This is a genomic window from Bordetella sp. H567 (assembly GCF_001704295.1).
Taxonomy (GTDB): Bacteria; Pseudomonadota; Gammaproteobacteria; order Burkholderiales; family Burkholderiaceae_B; genus Bordetella_C.
Genome location: NZ_CP012334.1, coordinates 3354119 through 3373863, shown reverse-complemented (window position 1 = coordinate 3373863; position 19745 = coordinate 3354119). Strand labels below are relative to the sequence as shown.

The window sequence follows — 19745 nt, the reverse complement described above, 5'->3', positions numbered from 1 at the left end:
TGCAGGTCCTGGTTGGATTAGTTCAAGGCGGCGCGATCGCCGGCATAGGCGGCCCTGACGACGGTTTGCATGTCGGGCAGGGACAGCGGTCGAGGGTTGTTCTGGATCAGCCGGCTGATGCCGCAGCTTTGCTCCGCGACCCAGTCGATGCGCTCCTTGTCCAGCCCGAGATCGCGCAGCGTCGTCGGAATCCCTATCCTCTCGAAAAGCGCGGCCACTGCAGGGATGACGTCTCGCGCGGCGGGCAGGCCCATGGCTGCGGCGAGCTGCCCGAGCTCTTGCTGAATCGCGGGAGCGTTCCAGGCCATGACATAAGGCATCAGGCAGGCGACACCGGTGCCGTGCGCGGTATGCGTCAAGGCCCCCACCGGATACTGGATGGCGTGCGCCGCCGCCGTGCCCGCCACGCCGAAGGCGAGGCCGGCAAGCGTCGCGCCCATCATCACGTTTGCCCGCGCCGCGCGATTCGATCCTTCCCGGCAGGCGGTCTCCAGGCCCTGCCAGAGAAGCGTGATGGCGCCCAGCGCGAAATGGTCCGAGAGGTCGTTCTTGCCGACGAAGACGCGCTCCTGTGCGATGCCGGGAACAGGGGGGCGGCGGATCGCGGTGAACGCCTCGATGGCATGCGTCATGGCATCGGCGCCGGAGATGGCTGTCAGGCTGGGCGGGCAACTCAGGGTGAGGTCCGGGTCGCAGATGGAAACGGTCGGAACAAGGTAGGGACTGGAAATGCCGACCTTCAGGCTGCGGGCCGTATCCGACAGGACGGCCACCGGCGTGACTTCGGAACCGGTTCCTGCCGTGGTCGGGATGGCGATCAGCGGCATGATGGGCCCCGGCACCTTGTGTTCGCCGTAGTAGTCCTGCGGTTGGCCGCCGTGCGCCAACAGGAGGGCCACGCACTTGGCCATGTCCAGGCACGATCCACCGCCGACGCCGATGACAAGATCCGGTGCGAAGGCGCGCGCGGCAGCGGCGCTGGCCATGGCAGCGTCCACAGGCACATCGGGCAGGGTCGAACTGTCCACCTTGACGGCCAGGCCGGCTTTTTCGAGTTGGCTGGCCATGGCCAGGAAGTCTTCATCGCCAGCCAGGCGAGCATCCGTGACGAGCAGCGGCCTTCGCCCCAGCTTGCTGGCGATGGAAGCCAACGCGTGTCGTTGGCCAAAGCCGAATATCAGTTCGCGAGGTGCCCTGATCGTGCCGAATGAATACATGCCGTTATTCCTTTGTGGTGGGCGGAGAGAGCGGCGGCGGGGCGCGCCGATCTCGTCGCCTGATGGGTTGCGGCAAATCGTATATCGGATCGTATAGGATATTTAATTTGACATCAAATATTCGCCGCGCGAGAATGGCCCCGCCCACATGGACGTTTTCAGGAGAATGGATGTGACGTTCCTTGCCGAACGGGAAGGCAAGCCGGTCAACCTGCGGCCCAGCAGTGTGGTGGACGGCGTCTATGACAGCGTCTACCACAAGCTGATGTCGCTGGAGATTCCCCCCGGGGCCCGTATTCCGATCGACGTGCTCGCGCGCGAACTGGGCGTATCGCAAACCCCAGTGCGCGAGGCGCTCAGCCGCCTAGAACGCGAAGGGCTGGTACGCAAGGAACATCTCATCGGCTACAGCGCGGCACCGCAATGGACGCGCAAGCAGTTCGAGGATCTCTATGCATTCCGCCTGCTTCTCGAACCCGAAGCCGCCAGGCTGGCCGCGCTCCATATGACGCCCGAATCGTTGCAGGTGCTTGAAAACTCGGCGGCGGACATGGGCAATGGGGAACCTCCGATCGACCGCAATACTCGCTATTCCCGGTTCGCGCGGACCGATGCCAATTTCCACGACGAGATCATGAAGATCGCGGGCAACGAAGTCATCCGTACGACGCTGTTCAACCTGCATGTCCATCTTCATATCTTCCGCTTGATGTTCCACTCGCGCGTCACCCAGGAGGCCTTGCAGGAACACGAGAATCTGCTCGCCGCGTTCCGGGCGCACGATCCGGACGCGGCCTATGCCGCGATGTACGAGCACATTCAGCGCTCGCGTGATCGCCTTCTTTCCGCCTTCGAATGAGCGCGCCGTTGCCATTGCGCGCCGTCGAAGCGCACACCGCGCCGACCGCTGTCGCCTTGCGGGCCGAAGGCCTCTGCAAGGCGTACGGGGCCATTACGGTCCTGTCGAACGTGACGCTCGATATCCGGGCTGGCGAAGTGCATGCAGTCATCGGCGAGAATGGCGCGGGCAAATCCACGCTGATGAAATTGCTGTCCGGCCATGTCGCGCCCACGGCCGGGAAGATGGACATGGACGGGCAGCCGGTGCTGTTCGCCAATGCCGTTCAGGCGGAAAAGGCGGGCATCGTCCTCATCCACCAGGAGATCCTGCTGGCCGCGGATCTGACGGTGGCACAGAACCTGTTCCTCGGGCATGAGATCGTACGGGGCCTGGCGGTAGACGACCGGGAAATGAACCGCCGAACGGCCGACCTGCTCGCGCGCGTTGGTGCGGTCGCGCGGCCCCGCGACCGGGTGGCCGACCTGCCGCTCGCGCAGCGGCAACTGGTGCAGATTGCACGAGCGCTGTTGTATGAGCGCAAGGTCGTCATTTTCGACGAGCCCACAGCCGTCCTGGCGAACGAAGAGGTTGCGGCGCTGTTGGATATCGTGCGCCGCCTGCGCGACCAAGGCGTCGCGGTGCTGTACATCTCGCACCGCCTTGACGAGGTGCATGCGCTGGCCGATCGGGTCACCGTGCTGCGCGACGGGCGCATGGTGGGCACCTGGCCGGCAGCGGAGCTGGGCCAGCGCGAAATGGCCGAGTTGATGGTCGGGCGCAAGCTCGAAAAGCTTTACCCACCCAAGCGTGCCGTCGCGATGGCGCCTCCCATCCTGTCCGTTACCGACCTTGAAGTGGATCGCGGGACGACGAAGGCGTCGTTCAGCGTGAGGGCCGGGGAAGTGCTGGGCATCGGCGGCATGATCGGCTCGGGGCGTACGGAACTGATGGAGGGCCTGATGGGCCTGCGCCCGTCTCATGCCGCGGCGGTCGTGCTGAATGACCGGCCCATCGCCAGCCGCTCTGTCGCCACCCTGATGCAGGCTGGCATTGTCTACCTTACCGAGGACCGCAAGGGCAAAGGACTGCTGTTGGACGAGCGGCTGGCGCCCAACCTGACCTTGCACGCATTGGACCGCGTCCATCCTGGCGGGGTGCTCGACAGGAAGGCGGAAGCCGCGGCGCTGCGCAAGGCCGTCTCGGACTACGACATACGCGCGCGTGCGTTGACGCTCGAGGCCGGCAAGCTCTCGGGAGGAAACCAGCAGAAGCTGCTGCTGGCCAAGGTGATGATGGCCGAGCCGTCGATCATCATCATCGACGAACCGACGCGCGGCGTGGATATCGGCAACAAGAGCCAGATCTACGGATATATCGACGCCTTGGTCCGATCGGGCAAGGCCTGCATCGTCATATCGTCGGAAATGCAGGAATTGGTCGGGCTTGCCGACCGGGTCCTGGTGATGCGGGCGGGACGTATTGTCGCTGAGTTCGAAGGCGACGAGATCAGCGAAGAAAACATCGTCTACGCTGCCACCACCGGCGGCCTTGGCACCTGGGGGGAAAACTCACATGACCACAGCGACCGCAACCGTCGCGAAGGCTGACGACCGCGACCGTATCCGCTGGGCTGATTTCGCGCCGTTCATCGCACTCGCCGTCATTCTGCTGTTGGGTGCGCTGATAAATTCCAATTTCACCTCGGCGGCCAATCTGGCCAACGTCATTACGCGTAGCGCCTTTGTCGCGATCATCGCGGTCGGGGCCACGTTCGTCATTTCGTCCGGAGGACTCGATCTGTCGGTGGGATCGATGATGGCGTTCGTCACGGGCATCATGATCATGACCATGAACGGGTTGGCCCCCTCCTTCGGCAATTGGGCAATCCCGATGGGCGCGTGTGTGGCGGTCGTGGTCGGTGCCTTGTGCGGCCTGGTCAACGGCTTGATCGTGACGGTCGGACGAATAGAGCCCTTCATCGTGACACTCGGCACCATGGGGATCTTCCGCGCCTTCATCACCTTCATGACCAACGGCGGTTCGCTGCCGATCGACCGCAGCCTGAGGGAAGCCTATCGTCCCGTCTATTTCGGTAATGCGTTCGGCATCCCGTATCCGGTGCTGATCACGCTGGCCGTGGTGCTTGTCGGCGCGTTCGCGCTTTATCGCACGAAATATGGCCGCCGCCTGACGGCGTCCGGCTCGAACGCCGATGTGGCGCGTTTTTCAGGCGTCAATGTCAACCGCGTTCGCACCCTTGCGTACGTGATACAGGGGCTGTGCGTCGCTGCCGCGGCGATCTGCTACGTGCCCCGGCTGGGTGCCGCCACGCCTACAACGGGGCAGCTATGGGAGCTGCAGGTCATTACCGCCGTCGTCATCGGAGGCACCCTGCTGCGCGGAGGCAGAGGGCGTATCTGGGGGAGCGTGGCGGGCGCGCTCATTCTGGAGATCATCGCGAACGTCATGGTCCTGTCCGACATGGTTTCCGAGTACCTCATTGCCGCCGTGCAAGGAGCGATCATCATCATCGCCATGCTTGCGCATCGTTTTACTCGCAGCGGTTGAAAAGACGTAGTACATCCAAGGAGGAGACAAAAATGAAAGCAATAATGGCAAAGTCCATCGCTACCCTGGCGATCGGGTTGGCGCTAGGGGTAGCATCGGCGCACGCAGAGAAGGTCACCATCGCGGTTTCCATACCGGCCGCAACCCACGGCTGGACGGGTGGAGTGGTCTATCACGCGGAGCAGGCAGCCAAGGAAATCGAGGCTGCCTTCCCGAACATCGACGTGGTGGTCACGACCGCGTCATCGGCCACCGCGCAGGTGGCGGCGCTGGAAGATCTTTCCGCTACCCGTAAGCTTGATGCGCTTGTCATCCTCCCTTTCACTTCAGAGGAGCTGACGGGCCCGGTGCAGCAGATCAAGGCCAAGGGGACGTTCATTTCCGTGGTGGATCGCGGCCTTACCGATCCTTCGGTGCAGGATCTCTACGTCGCCGGCGACAACATCGCCGTCGGTGCGAACACCGCGCACTGGCTGGCGGAACAGCTGGAAGGGCAGGGCCAGATCGTCGTGCTGCGCGGCATTCCGACCGTGATCGACGACGAGCGCATCAAAGGCTTCACCGACGTCATCGCCAAGACCAAAATCAAGATACTCGATATCCAGTATGCCCACTGGAACCAGGACGAGGCATTCAAGTTGATGCAGGATTACCTCTCCAAGTATCCGAAGATCGACGCGGTGTGGGCCAACGACGACGACATGCTGCTGGGAGTCATCGAAGCCATCGACCAGGCGCACCGTACGGACATCAAGTACGCGCTCGGCGGCAACGGCATGAAGCAGGTCATCGAGATGGTGAAGGCAGGCAATAAGCGCACGCCGATTTCCACGCCTTATCCGCCCTCAATGATCAAGTCGGCGATGTATATGACGGCGAGCCAATTCAGGGGGCAGGCGCCGATGCGAGGCTCGTTCCTGCTCGACGCGCCCTTGATCACGGCCAAGAACGCGGACCAGTTCTATTTTCCTAAATCGCCGTTCTGATCATTCCCGCGGTGCCGGGCTGGAGCCTGGCGCCGCGGCCATACCATGACAACAGGAGACACGATATGAACGGCAAGAAGATCCTCATGCTCACCGGCGAATTCACCGAGGAATATGAAATCTATGTCTTTCAGCAAGGCATGGAGGCGGTCGGCCATGTGGTCCATGTCGTCTGCCCCGACAAGAAGGCGGGCGACCGGATCAAGACTTCGCTGCATGATTTCGAGGGTGACCAGACCTATACCGAGAAGCCGGGCCATTACGCCGAGATCAACAAGACTTTTTCCGAAGTGAAGGTGGAGGAATATGACGCGGTCTACGCGGCGGGGGGCCGTGGCCCCGAATACATCCGCACCGATAGACGCGTGCAGGACATGGTGCGCCATTTCCATGAGGCCGGGAAGCCGATTTTCACCATCTGCCATGGCGTGCAGATACTGATGGCGGTTCCCGGGGTGCTGAAGGGAAGGAAGGTCGCCGGTCTGGGAGCCTGTGAGCCCGAGGTCACGGCCGTGGGGGGCACATTCATCGACGTCGAGCCGAACCAAGCCTATACCGATGGAAATCTGGTTTCCGCCAAGGGCTGGACAGGACTTGCCGCTTTCATGCGGGAATGCTTGAAGGTGCTCGGCACCCGGATCACGCATGGCTGATGGCGTCGGGGTGGGTTGGCCCCCACCCCGTTGCTGCCCTTGGCGCGATCAGCCGGATACACCGGCCCGGAACTGCTTGCGATAGGCCGATGGCGAGATGCGAAGCGCGGTCCGGAAATGCTGCCTGAGCGACAACCCCGAGCCAAACCCCGCTTCCTGCGCGACCATCTCGATCGAAGCATCGCTGCTTTCCAGCATATGCTGGGCATGCGCCACCCGCTGGCTCAATATCCATTGCTTGAACGACGTGCCGGTCGTCTGGCGGAAATGACGGGTGAAGTTGCGGCGGCTCATGGCCGCGCGCTCGGCGAGCGATTCTATGGTGTGGGCTTGGTCCAGGTGCTGCGTGGCCCATGCCAGCACCCGGGAGAGCCGGCCGTCGCTCTCGGTGACCGGCAATGGCCGTTCGATGAACTGCGCCTGTCCCCCTTGCCGGTGCGGAGCGATCAGCAGTCTTCTGGCGCGCCGGTTGGCGACCTCCGCGCCGGAGATCTGGCGCAATAGATGCAGGCAGCAGTCGATGCCCGCCGCCACGCCCGCCGAGGTGACGACATCGCCTTCGTCGACATACATGACATCCGGATCCACTTTTATCTTGGGATACCGTTGCGCCAGTATGTCCGCGCACTCCCAGTGAGTGGTGGCGCTTTTGCCGTCCAGCAAGCCCGCTTCGGCCAGGGGGAACGCGCCCAGGCACAAACCGACCACTTTGGCGCCGCGGCGGTGCGCCCGCTCCAGTGTTTTCAGCAAGTCCGCCGGTGCTTCGCGGCAGTCATCGTGCCAGGACGGCATGATCACCAAGTCCGCGGAATCCGCGGCGGAAAGGTCGCACGACGTGTCGATGGAGAAACCGGCCGTCGTGCGCAGCGGCGCCTGGCCCGCGGCGCAGACGACGACCTCGAAACCCGACACCCCAGGGTCTTGGGCGTTGCCTTCGAAAATCAGGCAAGGCACCGCGAGGTGAAAAGGGGTAATGCCGTCGAAGGCAATGACGGCGACCTTCATGCGGCGAGGGGAGGGGGCTTTTTTGCGCATGGCCCAATTATATCGAACGTTGGCCTTCGGGACGCTATCCCCGTCCGCCGGATATTCACAGAATAGAGGCCATGGGGAGAACCCTCTCTTCCCCGTACGAAAACCGACGGCCTGCTCCCATGAAGATCCTGAACCGTTTGCCTCGTACCGTTGCCGCGTGCGCACTCCTGCTGTCCGCCGGCACCGGTACCGTTTCCGCCGGCACCGCCGCCCAGAAGGCGCCCACGCCCGGCGCCCAAGCCGTGCAATTCACGCAGATCCGCAATGCGACGATCAAGGTTGAGTACGCCGGCACGACCTTCCTGATCGACCCCATGCTGGCCAGGAAAGGCGCATACCAGGGGTTCGAAGGCACTTACAACAGCCAACTCAGGAATCCGCTGGTAGAGCTGCCCATGCCGTTGAGCGAAGTGATCAAGGCCGACGCCGTTATCGTCACCCATACGCAGCACTATGATCACTGGGATGACGAGGCCAAGCGCAGCCTGCCCAAGAACATCCCAATCTTCGCGCAGAGCGAAGAGGACGCCGAGAGCATCCGCAAGTACGGTTTCGAAAACGTGCGCGTGCTGACGGCCAATGTCGACTTCAACGGGACGCGCCTGAGCAAGACCGCGGGCCAGCACGGCAGTGACGAGATGTTGGCCGGGCGCGGGAAACGCCTGGGCCAGTCCTCGGGAGTCGTGTTCGAGCGGCCCGGATACAAGACGGTGTACGTCGCCGGGGATACGGTATGGAACCGGTATGTCGAGGATGCAATCCAGCAATACCGGCCCGATGTCATGATCGTCAACGCCTGTTATGGACGCCTGGTCGGTTATGACGGCGCTTTCATCATGGGCAAGGGAGACCTCTATCGCGCTTACCAGGCCTTGCCCAATGCCAAGGTAGTCGCCAGCCACATGGAAGCACTTGCCCATTGCACCCAATCGCGCAAGGAACTGCGCGACTACATTTCCGAGAAGGGAATGAGCGCGCAGCGCGTGCTGGTGCCCGAAGACGGCGAGTCCTACCGCTTCTGATCGATCATTGCATCCATAGCCCCACAAAGGAATCCTCATGTCGAATAGCGTAAACGTGCGAAAGACCTCTACACGCCGTATCGTCAGCATCCGCTCCATTCTCGCCGCCGGCTGCGCTGCCGCTGCGTTGGCCATCGCGTCGCCTGCGATCGCCCATGGCGATGCGGAGACTGTCACGCCGAACTTCAGTCACGTCATCCCCAACATTCCCGGCAAGTCGCTGATCGCCGTGGTCGTCGACTATGGACCCGGCGGGACGTCACCCACGCATGAGCATGCGAAGTCCGCATTCATCTATGCGTACGTTCTGTCGGGCGAGATCGAGTCGCAGGTGAATGACGGCCCAAAGCGCGTCTATCACGCCGGTGAAAGCTTTTTCGAAGAGCCCGGCGCGCTGCACCGCGTAAGCCGCAATGCGAGCAAGACCAAGCCGGCGAAGCTGCTTGCGGTATTCGTGGTGGATACCGACGACAAGGCTTTGACCACTCCGGTCAAATAATCTAGTGCTTCAAGGAGCAAGGACATGAGCAAGCGTCTCGATTACAACCAGGTCGCGCCGGAGGGCAGCAAGGCTCTCGGTGGCGTCTACGGTTATGTGATGCAGAGCAGCCTTTCACCCGTGCTGGTGGATCTGGCTTACCTTCGCGTATCGCAGATCAACAATTGCGCCTATTGCCTGGACATGCACACCCGCGATTTGCTGAAGCGCGGTGTGAAGGTCGAAAAGCTGGCGTTGGTGCAGGCATGGCGCGAAGGCGGCAAGGTGTTTGATGACCGCGAACGTGCCGCCTTGGCATGGGCGGAAACCGTGACAAAGGTTGCGGAAACCGGTGTTCCGGACGACGCCTATGAAGCCGCGCGTGCGGTGTTCGATGAGCGGGAACTGGTGGATCTGACGATCGCCATCAGCCTGATGAACACCTATAACCGCATGGCGATCAGTTTCCGCAACACGCCTCAAGCGGTGCTGGAGCAGTGAGGCGGGCGAGGGCCCGAAAGAAATAGCTGGCCTTGGCCGCCGGGCACCAGGTGGCGAAATGCCGGTTTTGGGCAACCCGCCTGGGTCGTTCACGTGAAATAGGGGTGATGTCGATTTCCCATCACCCCGTTCGTCGTTCCAATGCCAGGCCGATCGGGCCTCGTTCCAACAAGGAGACGGACATGCGTGTGATGGTGCTAGTGAAAGCGACAGAGGACAGCGAAAAGGGTTTGCTCCCCAAGGCAGAGATGTTCGAGGCGATGGGCAGGTTCAACCAGGCCTTGATCAATGCCGGCATCATGCGCGCCGCCGACGGGCTAAAGCCTTCCTCGCAGGGCAAGCGCGTGGCATTCGATGGGCCCGACCGCACGGTCATCGACGGCCCGTTTGCAGCGACCCGTGAGCTGGTTGCCGGCTTCTGGCTTTGGGAGGTCAAGGACATGGACGAGGCCGTCGCCTGGGTGAAGCGCTGCCCCAATCCGATGCCCGGGCCTAGCGAGATCGAGATCCGGCCGCTGTATGAGATGTCTGACTTCCAATGACCTCGGCCGGGATCGGCGTCAGCCGCGCGCCTTGAATTCCCACAGGGCATCCAGTACGTGCTGCGTCGCGCGCTCGGCCGGCCCGGCGCGGTGGGCAATACCGAGTTCACGCCAAAGGGCAGGGCGCAGTGCGCGCAGCGCCATACGCGGATCCGGCTGCGGCGCTCCGGCCTCGTGCGGCAGGAGCGCCGCCCCATAGCCCGCGGCGACAAGGCTCTTGATTGCGTCGTTGTAGTTCAGCTCGATGCGGGGCACGGGCCGATGACCGCCAGCGGCGAACCATTCCGACGTCTGCCGGGACAGGCGCGTGCTTGCATCGTTAAGAATCAGTGGCCGCGCCGCCAGCCATGCGGGTGTCATGCGCGCGGGAGCGCGCCAGTCGGCCGGCAAAAACGCCATGACAGGATCGCGCCGCCACGGTCGGATCGATAGTCCCGCGACGGGGGCTTGCGGCAAGGCGACCAGGCCCACGTCCAGCTTGCCTTGCGCCAGGCGCGCCAGCGTGTCCTGCGAGGTGAGCACCGAGATCTGCACGTCGATGTCGGGATGGCCCTGACGAAGCCGCGCGACTGCCTGGGGCAGCAGATGCGCGATCGCGCCGGTGGAGGCACCCAGGCGCACCCGCCCCGCCAGCCCTTGCACCTGCCGGCTGACGTCATCCAGCGTCGATTCGACCTCGGCCAGCAGCCGGCGCGCCCGCTCCACCAGCATTTCCCCCGCCGCCGATGGCCGCACGTTGCCCCGCTGCCGGGTCAGCAGGGATGCGCCGATACGGCTTTCGAGATCGGCGATGTGCAGGCTGACGGTCGGCGGTGCAAGGTTCAGCAATCGGGCCGCGGCCGCGAAAGACCCGTGGTCGGCGATCGCCACCAGCGTACGCAGGCGGTCCAGGCTGATCTCGCGCATATTGGTTCTCCGATTCAGGAAATCTGAACTGCATCGTCATGAAATTCAACTTTTCCTATTCTAGGGGAACGCGGAAGATACGGTATTGCCACCAGGATCGAAGGCGAGGGCGCGATACCATGAACTTCCCCACTGTATTCATCGACGGCGACCAGGGCACGACGGGCCTGCACATCCATGACCGCCTGCGCGATCGCGCCGACTTGCGTCTGCTGACCTTGCCGCCGGGGGAGCGCAAGGATCCGCAGCGCCGCGCACAAGCCATCAACGACTGCGACATCGCCATCCTTTGCCTGCCGGACCAGGCCGCGCGCGAGGCAGTCGGCTTCATCCGGAATCCGGAGGTGCGCGTGATCGACGCGAGCTCGGCGCATCGCACACAGCCGGATTGGGTGTATGGCTTTCCGGAGATGGCCCAGGGACAGGCGCAGCGGATCGCCCAGGCCCGGCGGGTGACCAATCCCGGCTGCTATCCGACGGGAGCCATCGCCCTGCTGCGCCCGCTGGCGCAGGCTGGCCTGCTGCCGCGCGACTACCCGGTTGCCATTTCCGCCATATCTGGTTATTCCGGCGGGGGAAGAGCCGCGATCGACGCGCACGAGTCCAGCGGTACGCCACGCGTGCCGCCGTCCCAGGTGTATGGCCTGGCGTTGGAACACAAGCACACCCCGGAAATGCAGCAGCACGCGGGCTTGGCAAGCCGTCCGTTCTTCGTGCCGGCCTATGGCGCATACCGGCAGGGCATCGTCCTGACCGTGCCGATCGAGCTGCGGCTGCTGCCGGCCGGTGTCGACGGCGAACGCCTGCATGCCTGCCTGGCTCGGCATTATGCGGACGAACGTCACGTCCACGTGATGTCGCTCGCGGATGCGCAGGCCATGACCCATCTCGATCCGCAGGCATTGAACGGAACCAATGACCTTCGCATCGGCGTATTCGTGAATGAGGAGCACGGCCAGGTGCTTTTATCCGCCGTCTTCGACAATCTTGGCAAAGGCGCGTCCGGAGCAGCAGTGCAGAACCTGGAGTTGATGCTGGGCGCGATGTGAAGCGTCCGGCGGATGCCGCCGTGGCCAGGACCGCTATCGCGGCACTTTCCGTACTTCGGTTTTTTCCGGCAGCAATTCGGCGCCGCGGCTGTCCAACGGGGCCATGAAAGGGATGGGCTTACCCGTCTTCCTGTCGAGCAACCTGGAGTACGGCTCGTCGCGGGAGAACAGGTGCTGTTCGCCCCATTGCCGAAGTGCCACCACGACCGGAAAAAGGCTTTCGCCCTTTGGGGTCAGGGCGTATTCCTGGTAAGCGCTGCCATCCGATGCGGGCCGCGTTTCCAGGATCCCGGCCTGGACCAGCCGGTGCAGGCGATCGGAGAGGATATTACGGGCCATGCCCAGGCTGCGTTGGAAGTCACCGAAGCGATGCATGCCGTCGAACGCATCCCGCACGATCAGCAGGGACCAGCGGTCGCCAACCACATCGACGGTGCGGGCGACGGGGCACGTCTCCTCGGTCATGGGCTTGCGGGGCGGCATTTCGCTTTTCTCCGATGAAGAATCGCTCGTTCGAGGGGAACGGGGCGCTATCTGGTTGCAGTTTAAAACTGCCTGCTCTACCATTCAACCAGTTTTTAATCGAAACTGGTTTGTATCCATGACGATCTGCTTCCCGACGCCGCGCAAAGCGCTGGCGGCCGCCAAGCCGGCGAACATGCCGGACGGCCTAGTGCTGCTTTTCGCGGCCGCCAGCGGCTTGAGCGTGGCCAATGTGTACTATGCGCAACCTTTGCTGGATGCGTTGGCGATGGACTTCCGCATCAGCCATGCCGCGGTCGGCGGCATCGTCACGGCCACGCAGGCCGGTTGCGCGCTCGCCTTGCTGCTGCTGGTCCCGCTCGGCGACCGGGTGGATCGCCGCCGTCTTGTTGTCGCGCAGTTGCTGGCCTTGGTGCTTGCGCTTTGCGTGGTCGCGCTGGCAGGCTCCACGGCCGTACTGCTGGCGGGCATGCTGGCCGTGGGCTTGCTCGGCACGGCGATGACCCAGGGGCTAATCGCATATGCGGCCAGCGCGGCCGGCCATGGCGAACAGGGCAGGGTAGTAGGCGCGGCCCAGGGCGGCGTGTTCATTGGCCTGTTGCTCGCGCGCGTATTTGCCGGCGCGGTCAGCGATCTGCTTGGCTGGCGGGGCGTGTATCTGTGTTCGGCGGGCTTGATGGTGGGACTCGGCCTGCCGCTGTGGCGGCGATTGCCCAAGTTGACGCCCGCGCCGGACGGCCTGCGCTATGCCCGGCTGATTGCCTCCATGCTGACTTTGCTGCGCGAGGAGCGGGTGCTGCAGATACGCGGCGTGCTCGCATTGTTAATGTTTGCGGCTTTCAATATCTTCTGGAGCGCGCTGGTGTTGCCGCTGAGCGCGCCGCCCTGGCGCTTTTCGCATACCGCCATCGGCGCGTTTGGGCTGGCGGGCGTGGCGGGCGCGCTGGCGGCCGCGCGTGCGGGGCAATGGGCCGATAAAGGTTTTGGCCAGCGCACCAGCGCCGTCGCGCTCGCTGTCCTCTTGCTGGCATGGTGGCCGCTTTCGCTGATGGACCGCTCACTGTGGAGCTTGCTGGCCGGTATCGTTTTGCTGGACCTCGGCGGGCAGGCCTTGCACGTGACCAGCCAGAGCATGATCTTGCGCACTCGCCCGCAGGCCCACGGCCGGCTGGTTGGCCTGTACATGCTTTTCTATGCGGTCGGCAGTGGCTTGGGTTCGATCAGCGCGACCGTGACTTATGCCCATGCTGGCTGGCAAGGCGTGTGCATGCTCGGGGCAACGGTCAGTTTGGTGGCGATGCTCTTCTGGGCCGCCACGCTGCGCGCGATGCCGGGACCGCGACGGTAGGCATCCGCGGATGTCCTCCGCCACAAGCATCGGCGCTACGCCGCGCCGTCGATGGCGGCGGCCAGGTCCTCGACGTTTACCATCAATGCGCGGGCGCGCCGCAGGGTCGCGTACTGGTGCAGCACCCCGTGCCATCGAGGCGAGGCCAGCAGCTCGTCCCAGACAGGTTCCAGATCGTGGTAATCCAGGGACTGCTGGTCCGCAAGCCCGTTGGCGTGGTCCACGGACCGCCGTTCCCCGCGCCCGTTGGCGTGGGCCACGGATTGCTGCTCCGCCAGCCGGCTGGCGTAGACCAGGCTGCCCTGTGCGCAGAGCAGCTGCATGCGGCTGGCCGCGCTGAGCACGCGGGTGCTTGTATCGGTGGGGACGTCACAGCAGTAGAGCACCGTGCCGGCCGGATCGTCGGCATCCGCTTTCAGCGCTTTCAATGAGGCACCACGCAGGCACACCACGCCTTGCTGGGTCTCGAAGGGATAAACGCTGGTCGCATCGGCGTGCGCCAGCAGGCGCAGGCCGCGCAGCAGGCGGGGGAAATCCGTGGCGGCCGCATCGATGGATGCCTTGGCCTCCACAAGCAGGCAGATGTCCCAACGGGGCGCTGAGGCCAAGCCGCATGGCGCGCCGGCCGGCGCGGAAGGTTTCTCGTTGACGATTCCGGGGCTTGGGGTGCCCGGGGCGGCGGCGGCCCGGAAGTCGTCCGCGAGATTCGCTTCGTGGTCCGATGCCGGACGAAGGGGCGGTGCGCGTCGCAATAGCACGGCGTCCCATTCCGACTTGGCCCGCTCCGCGTTGCCCGGTATCGACGCCGGCACGCGCATGGACGTCACGACACGGTAGAGGTCGTGCCCTTGCTCAGTGTCATTGAGTCGTTGGGCAAGGGCGGCCAGTACTCGCGCGGCCGATGCCTCGACCGCCGCGCCGCGGCGCTGTGTCGTCCAGCCTTGTGCGCTTGCCTCGGGGCTGCCCGCACGCGGGCCGTTGCGGTCAAGCAGCGCCTGATGCCGCTGCACCGCTTCGTCCGATGCCAGTTCCGCCACACGCTGCAAGCGCGCCAGCGCCGGATCGTCGAGCAGCTTTTGCAGGCCGCGCAACAGTGGCGCATCGCTGGAGATCCGCGGCATGCCCGCCAGATGCCGCGCGCTGTCGGCAAGCGCCGCCCAGGCGGCCGATGACGCCAGGGCGTGCAGTCGCGCCAGTGCCATGCGTTCGGGACCGGCACCGCGTGCTTGCGCCTTGCCGGGATGGGCGACGGCGTCGACCATGGCGCGAACTCGGCGCTGATCGCGATCGGCATGGGCGGACAGCGATGCGTACTCGCGCACCCGCGGCAACCGGTGCCGCAGCACCATGGCCTGGAAGACAGGATCCCCATGCTCGGCCTGCATCGCGTCATGGATCATGCGGGCCAGCGCCTCCAGGAATAGTGGCTTGAGCGCGGCGTCCGGTGTTTCGCCGCGCTCCATGGCCACGCGGGCATGCTCGAGGGCAAGGGCCAGCGTCGCGGCAGGACCAGGCGCCTGACCCGCGGCCACGGGGGACGAAGGCGACGTTGGCAGCGAAGGCGGCACAGGCATCCCAGGCGCCGGTATCGGCGGCAGGCGATACCGGCGCGCGACGTTGCGCAGAACCTGCTCAAGCAAGGAAGGGCGGGGAACCGGGAACATGGCGCAGGGTAGGAGCAACTGGCGAGCCCCGCCGGATGCGCGAGTCCTGGAACGCCGGGCGTCTCAAGCGTTGCCGCCCTTGCTGGGGTAGGGGTCTGGCAGAACGATCGCGCCCGTCTCCAGCAGGGACTTCAGGTTGGAGAGAATCTTGGGCCACCCGCCGGACACGGCCTCGATCAGCTTGGAATGCTCGCGCTCGATGGTGTGGGTGATGGAGAGCTTGACCGCCTCGCCATCGGCGTGTAGTTCCATCGTGCATAGCGACGGGCCTTCCGCCTTGAGCTCGGGCCGGTTCTGGTGTTGCCACCGGATCACCAGGCGGCGGGGCGGGTCGGCCTCCAGGATTTCGCCGTCGTCGTAGATCTGCGCGCCGTCGCCGGACACCAGCTTCCAGGAGGCACCGGCCGTCCACTCGCTTTCGCAGTGCATGCCGAACCAGTACTGCTTCATGAATTCCGCGTCGGTCAGCGCGGACCACAGCTTTTGCGGCGTGGTGCGGATGTAGGTGACGTATACGAAGGTCGATTTAGTCATCGGTTTTCTCCAGGCGGTGTTTCAGGTCTGAAAGCGCCTTCAGGCGCGGCTTCTCGAACTTGGCGATCCAGCGTTCGTAGATTTCCTGCAGCGGCACGGGATTGAGGAAGTGCAATTTCTCGCGGCCGCGCCGTACGGTGGCGACCAGGTTCGCCGCTTCCAGCAGGGCCAGGTGCTGCGTCACGCCCTGCCGCGTCATGTCCAGGTGTTCGCACAATTCGTTCAGTGTCCGGCCGTCGTGCGCATGCAGCAGGTCCAGCAGCTTGCGGCGGCTGGGATCGGCCAGGGCCTTGAACAGGAGGTCGGTATCGTGGCGCTCCGCCATGTGGAAAATACGCAAGTACTTGGTTGCATGAATAATATGCAAGTATAGACTTGCCTGTCAAGCGCATTCAGCGGTGCGTGGCGGGTCCGCGGGTTGCTTCCGCCCTGTAGCGGGTGCGTTTCTTGCCCGACGCCCATCCCCTGCTATTTCTGGAGACGGCCATGACCGATGCGCAACGCCCAACCCCACCTTTTGACACCCAACAGCAAGACCACACGCCGGGCCAGACAGCCGAGATGACGCCCCAGCCGGATCACGGCGAGAAAACCTACCGAGGTTCCGGACGGCTTACCGGTAAGGCCGCCATCATCACCGGTGGCGACAGCGGCATCGGCCGCGCAGTGGCGATCGCGTTCGCGCGCGAAGGCGCGGATGTGCTGATCTCGTATCTGAACGAACACGACGACGCGCGGGAGACTGCCCGCTGGGTGGAGCAGGCGGGCCGCAAGGCTGTGCTGTTGGCCGGCGACATCACCGATCCCGCGCATTGCACGGAGATCGTGGAAAGAGCCGTCCGGGAATTCGGACGGCTCGATGTGCTCGTCAACAATGCGGCCTATCAGATGACCTATCCCTCGCTCGAAGATATCAGCGACGAGGAATGGGACAAGACCTTCGATACGAATATCGGGGCGATGTTCAGGATCACCCGGGCGGCGGTCAAGCACATGAAGCCGGGCGCCTCCATCGTGAACACGACGTCGATCAATGCCGACCATCCCAATCCCGGGCTGATTGCCTATGCCACGACCAAGGGCGCGATCCAGAATTTCACCGGTGGCTTGGCTCAGTTGCTGGCGGAGAAGGGCATCCGGGCCAACTGCGTCGCACCCGGTCCCATCTGGACGCCCTTGATCCCATCCACCATGCCGCCGGAGAAAGTGCAGCAATTCGGCAAGCAGGTACCGATGAAGCGCCCGGGACAGCCGGCCGAACTGGCCCCCGCCTATGTGATGCTGGCCTCCGACGAAGCCAGCTATATCTCCGGCGCGACGATCGCGGTGACCGGCGGATCGCCCATTATTTGAATGCCGCCTCCAGCGCCACCTTGCCCTGCGACGCGGCCGGTCGGACCTGCTCATGGGCGGCTTCGGCTCAAGCCCGTGCCACTATGCCGTTGAGTGCCTGCATGGCTTCGTCGGGCAGCTGCAGCGCGGCGGCGGCAAGATTCTCATGCAGGTGCGCGACCGAGGATGTGCCGGGTATCAGCAGGATGTTGGGTGCCCGCCGCAGCAGCCAGGCCAGCGCCACCTGCATGGGCGTGGCGTGCAGCTTCCGTGCGACATCGGATAGCGTGGACGACTGCAGCGGGCTGAAGCCCCCCAGCGGGAAGAAGGGCACATAGGCGATGCCCGCGCGGCCCAGCGCATCGATCAAGGCATCGTCGGCGCGATGCGCCAGGTTGTAGTGGTTCTGCACGCAGACGATTTCGCATATGCGGCGCCCTTCTGCCACCTGCGCGGGGGTGACGTTGCTCAGCCCGATGTGCCGCACCAGGCCCTGGCGCTGAAGCCGCGCGAGAGGAGCAAGGAAAGGCTCGATCGCGCCTTCGGCCGGCCCGTGCGTATCGAACATGATGCGCAGGTTGACGACCTCCAGCACGTCCAGTCCCAGATTGCGCAGGTTGTCGTGGACCGCCTGGGTCAGCTCCTCCGGGGCGTATGCCGGCAGCCAGGATGCGTCGCTGCCCCGGCGGGCGCCGATCTTCGTGACGATGGTCAGGTCGTCCGGATAAGGCGCCAGCGCCTCGCGGACCAGCTGGTTGGTGATATGCGGGCCGTAGAAGTCGCTGGTATCGATGTGATTCACACCGGCCGCGACGGCTGCACGCAGTACCGCCAGCGCTGCATCCCTGTCCTTGGGCGGCCCGAAGACGCCGGGGCCGGCAAGCTGCATGGCGCCGTAGCCCAGGCGTTTCACGGTGCGATTACCCAGCGGGTAGGTCCCGGCTTCATCGAGGGTGGACATGGTTTGTTCCTTTGACGTTGACGCAGGCGATCAAGATAGCGAGTCTGGCGCCATCCGATAATCCCGTACAATCCGTACGGGTTGTGCGTAAATTCGAACGATGGGCGCGGCGCGATGCCGCATCCGGACCGCGATGAAGTCCTTGCCACCCGCTCACAGCGGATCCGGAGGTGAAGTTCGGTCCGCACCACCCGTTGAAAGCGGATCCGGAAGATCAGTGAAAGTCGACTTGAACGATCTGAATGCCTTCGTGGCCGTGGCGCGCGCCGGTGGCTTCCGCGATGCGGCCCGGATGAACGGTGTCAGCGCCTCGGGCCTGAGTGAAGCGGTGCGGCGCCTGGAGGCGCAGATCGGGGTACGGCTGCTCAATCGCACGACCCGCAGCGTGGCGCCCACCGAGGCGGGCGCGGGCCTGCTGGCGCGGCTGTCGCCCGCCTTGACCGAGATGGAAGCGGCGCTCGATACGGTGAACGGCTTTCGCGACAGGCCCGCGGGCACCTTGCGGCTCAATGTTCCGGTGAGCGTGGCCCGGCTGGTGCTTCCCGCCATCGTCCCGCCCTTCCTGGCCGCGTATCCGGACATCCTGCTGGACGTCGTGGCCGAGGAAAGCTTCGTCGATGTACTGGCGGCGGGCTGCGACGCCGGCATACGCTATGAGGAGCGCCTGGAGCAGGACATGATCGCGGTGCCGATCGGGCCGCGCGTCCAGCATTTCGCGGCCGCTGCCTCGCCCGCCTATCTCGATCGCCATGGCCGTCCGGAGCACCCTCGGGATCTGGTCAACCATGCGTGCTTGCGCGGCCGCTTTCCCAGTGGCGCGATGCCGCCCTGGGAGTTCCAGCGCGATGGCGAGTCGATGCGGCTGGAGCCCACCGGGCCGCTGATCGTGCGGATAGGCGGGGCGGTCGATCTGCTGGTCGACGCGGCGATCGGTGGGGCCGGCATCATTTATCTGTTCGAGCAGTGGCTGCGGCCGCATCTGGACAGCGGCGCGCTGGAACCCGTCCTGGCGCCGTGGTGGCCGAGCTTTTCCGGGCCGTATCTGTATTACCCCGGCCGGCGCTTGATGCCGGCGCCGCTGAAAGCGTTCGTCGACTTCGTCAAGGCACCGGCCGGCTTGCGTCCCTAGCGCGCGCGCGGATGCGCCGCCTCATGGACGCAGTCTCTGGCGTTCGCCTTCGTAAGCGTCGTAGGACATGGAGCGGGACTTCATGCATTGCTGCCGCTCCTGCATATCCGCCAGGTAGATACATTGGGGTTGCCCCACGCTCTGCGCGACGTTGTAGGCATCCTTCCAGGTGCAGGCAGAGGTGAATACCAGGGCGATCACGCCCATGGATGACAAAATTGAACGCACGAAGGCTCCAGGGGAAGTGGGTGTTCAAAGGTGGTCGTCCAGCCAGCGGGCGACTTGGCGGGCAGGGCATGGCCATGCGTACCCGTGTCAGTGCCAGCGGCGGCCGGGGTGGGTGAGTCACCGTGGGCCGCGTGGGGTTGCACCGACCGGGGCGCATGGTGACGGGACGCCGATGGGTTCGACGCCGGGGTGCCCGGCCCCGCAGCCCGGGGCGCCGGGCCTTAGGGCCGGCTTGGCGGAACACCCGCCGGCTATTGTTGCTGTACCG

General features: G+C 64.6%; 21 protein-coding genes and 1 pseudogene. 13 read left to right on the top strand and 9 right to left on the bottom strand.

All coding sequences use genetic code 11. The annotated features are described in order from the left end of the window. Positions 1-17: 17 nt before the first annotated feature. The gene (locus AKI39_RS15135; RefSeq protein WP_066637626.1) at positions 18-1217 is read right to left on the bottom strand and encodes an iron-containing alcohol dehydrogenase; all 1200 of its coding nucleotides are present in this window, start codon (positions 1215-1217) and stop codon (positions 18-20) included. A gap of 172 nt (positions 1218-1389) precedes the next feature. On the opposite strand from AKI39_RS15135, the gene AKI39_RS15130 reads away from it, so the two are divergent. The 5 genes from AKI39_RS15130 (at position 1390) to AKI39_RS15110 (ending at position 6265) form a co-directional block, all read left to right on the top strand. Continuing rightward, the gene (locus AKI39_RS15130; protein ID WP_235610658.1) at positions 1390-2076 is read left to right on the top strand and encodes a GntR family transcriptional regulator; all 687 of its coding nucleotides are present in this window, start codon (positions 1390-1392) and stop codon (positions 2074-2076) included. Beyond that, the gene (locus tag AKI39_RS15125; RefSeq protein ID WP_066637621.1) at positions 2073-3665 is read left to right on the top strand and encodes a sugar ABC transporter ATP-binding protein; all 1593 of its coding nucleotides are present in this window, start codon (positions 2073-2075) and stop codon (positions 3663-3665) included. The genes AKI39_RS15130 and AKI39_RS15125 overlap by 4 nt, the downstream gene beginning before the upstream one ends. Next, the gene (locus AKI39_RS15120; protein WP_066637619.1) at positions 3631-4626 is read left to right on the top strand and encodes an ABC transporter permease; all 996 of its coding nucleotides are present in this window, start codon (positions 3631-3633) and stop codon (positions 4624-4626) included. The genes AKI39_RS15125 and AKI39_RS15120 overlap by 35 nt, the downstream gene beginning before the upstream one ends. A gap of 32 nt (positions 4627-4658) precedes the next feature. Continuing rightward, complete coding sequence (locus AKI39_RS15115; protein ID WP_066637617.1) at positions 4659-5612, top strand: substrate-binding domain-containing protein; 954 nt, start codon at positions 4659-4661, stop codon at positions 5610-5612. 65 nt (positions 5613-5677) lie between these two features. Further along, positions 5678-6265 (top strand): DJ-1/PfpI family protein, encoded by a 588-nt coding sequence (locus AKI39_RS15110; RefSeq protein WP_066637615.1) that lies wholly within the window; start codon positions 5678-5680, stop codon positions 6263-6265. 48 nt (positions 6266-6313) lie between these two features. Here the strand turns inward: AKI39_RS15110 and AKI39_RS15105 are convergent, their stop codons facing one another. After that, the gene (locus AKI39_RS15105; protein WP_145925431.1) at positions 6314-7270 is read right to left on the bottom strand and encodes a helix-turn-helix domain-containing protein; all 957 of its coding nucleotides are present in this window, start codon (positions 7268-7270) and stop codon (positions 6314-6316) included. Positions 7271-7419: 149 nt separating this feature from the next. On the opposite strand from AKI39_RS15105, the gene AKI39_RS15100 reads away from it, so the two are divergent. The 4 genes and pseudogenes from AKI39_RS15100 to AKI39_RS15085 all read left to right on the top strand — a co-directional run. Further along, positions 7420-8322, top strand: a complete 903-nt coding sequence (locus AKI39_RS15100; RefSeq protein ID WP_066637609.1) for an MBL fold metallo-hydrolase — start codon at positions 7420-7422, stop codon at positions 8320-8322. Between the two features lie 37 nt (positions 8323-8359). Further along, entirely contained in the window at positions 8360-8821 is a 462-nt protein-coding gene (locus AKI39_RS15095) for a cupin domain-containing protein (protein WP_066637607.1), read from the top strand. Positions 8822-8845: 24 nt separating this feature from the next. Then, complete coding sequence (locus AKI39_RS15090) at positions 8846-9301, top strand: carboxymuconolactone decarboxylase family protein (RefSeq protein WP_066637604.1); 456 nt, start codon at positions 8846-8848, stop codon at positions 9299-9301. A 182-nt stretch (positions 9302-9483) separates the two neighbouring features. Further along, positions 9484-9837, top strand: a pseudogene (locus AKI39_RS15085) (YciI family protein); the annotation flags it as partial. A gap of 24 nt (positions 9838-9861) precedes the next feature. On the opposite strand, the gene AKI39_RS15080 reads toward AKI39_RS15085, so the two are convergent. Continuing rightward, entirely contained in the window at positions 9862-10749 is an 888-nt protein-coding gene (locus tag AKI39_RS15080; protein WP_066637600.1) for a LysR family transcriptional regulator, read from the bottom strand. Between the two features lie 119 nt (positions 10750-10868). On the opposite strand from AKI39_RS15080, the gene argC reads away from it, so the two are divergent. Beyond that, positions 10869-11798 carry an N-acetyl-gamma-glutamyl-phosphate reductase gene (gene argC, locus AKI39_RS15075; protein WP_066637598.1) on the top strand — a complete coding sequence of 310 codons (930 nt, stop codon included), beginning with the start codon at positions 10869-10871 and terminating at the stop codon, positions 11796-11798. A 33-nt stretch (positions 11799-11831) separates the two neighbouring features. On the opposite strand, the gene AKI39_RS15070 is transcribed toward argC, so the two are convergent. After that, positions 11832-12281, bottom strand: a complete 450-nt coding sequence (locus tag AKI39_RS15070) for a winged helix-turn-helix transcriptional regulator (protein WP_066637595.1) — start codon at positions 12279-12281, stop codon at positions 11832-11834. 175 nt (positions 12282-12456) lie between these two features. On the opposite strand from AKI39_RS15070, the gene AKI39_RS15065 reads away from it, so the two are divergent. Beyond that, positions 12457-13629, top strand: coding sequence for an MFS transporter (locus AKI39_RS15065; RefSeq protein ID WP_201258597.1), 1173 nt, complete (start codon positions 12457-12459; stop codon positions 13627-13629). A 35-nt stretch (positions 13630-13664) separates the two neighbouring features. Here AKI39_RS15065 and AKI39_RS15060 read toward each other — a convergent pair whose 3' ends face one another. The 3 genes from AKI39_RS15060 to AKI39_RS15050 form a co-directional block, all read right to left on the bottom strand. Beyond that, a complete protein-coding gene (locus AKI39_RS15060; protein ID WP_443102117.1) occupies positions 13665-15203 on the bottom strand; it encodes a 3-deoxy-D-arabino-heptulosonate 7-phosphate synthase in 1539 nt (512 codons plus the stop codon). A gap of 153 nt (positions 15204-15356) precedes the next feature. Next, a complete protein-coding gene (locus tag AKI39_RS15055; RefSeq protein WP_066637586.1) occupies positions 15357-15827 on the bottom strand; it encodes an SRPBCC family protein in 471 nt (156 codons plus the stop codon). Continuing rightward, positions 15820-16152 (bottom strand): ArsR/SmtB family transcription factor, encoded by a 333-nt coding sequence (locus AKI39_RS15050; protein ID WP_066637583.1) that lies wholly within the window; start codon positions 16150-16152, stop codon positions 15820-15822. Before AKI39_RS15050 ends, AKI39_RS15055 begins: the two co-directional genes overlap by 8 nt. Positions 16153-16313: 161 nt before the next feature. Here AKI39_RS15050 and AKI39_RS15045 point away from each other — a divergent pair, with 161 nt between their 5' ends. Then, a complete protein-coding gene (locus AKI39_RS15045; RefSeq protein WP_066637581.1) occupies positions 16314-17180 on the top strand; it encodes an SDR family oxidoreductase in 867 nt (288 codons plus the stop codon). 67 nt (positions 17181-17247) lie between these two features. Here AKI39_RS15045 and AKI39_RS15040 read toward each other — a convergent pair whose 3' ends face one another. Then, positions 17248-18120 (bottom strand): aldo/keto reductase family oxidoreductase, encoded by an 873-nt coding sequence (locus AKI39_RS15040; protein WP_066637573.1) that lies wholly within the window; start codon positions 18118-18120, stop codon positions 17248-17250. Between the two features lie 217 nt (positions 18121-18337). On the opposite strand from AKI39_RS15040, the gene AKI39_RS15035 reads away from it, so the two are divergent. Further along, entirely contained in the window at positions 18338-19249 is a 912-nt protein-coding gene (locus AKI39_RS15035) for a LysR family transcriptional regulator (protein ID WP_066637564.1), read from the top strand. A gap of 21 nt (positions 19250-19270) precedes the next feature. On the opposite strand, the gene AKI39_RS15030 is transcribed toward AKI39_RS15035, so the two are convergent. Continuing rightward, positions 19271-19477, bottom strand: a complete 207-nt coding sequence (locus tag AKI39_RS15030) for a hypothetical protein (RefSeq protein WP_145925288.1) — start codon at positions 19475-19477, stop codon at positions 19271-19273. Between the last annotated feature and the right edge of the window lie 268 nt (positions 19478-19745).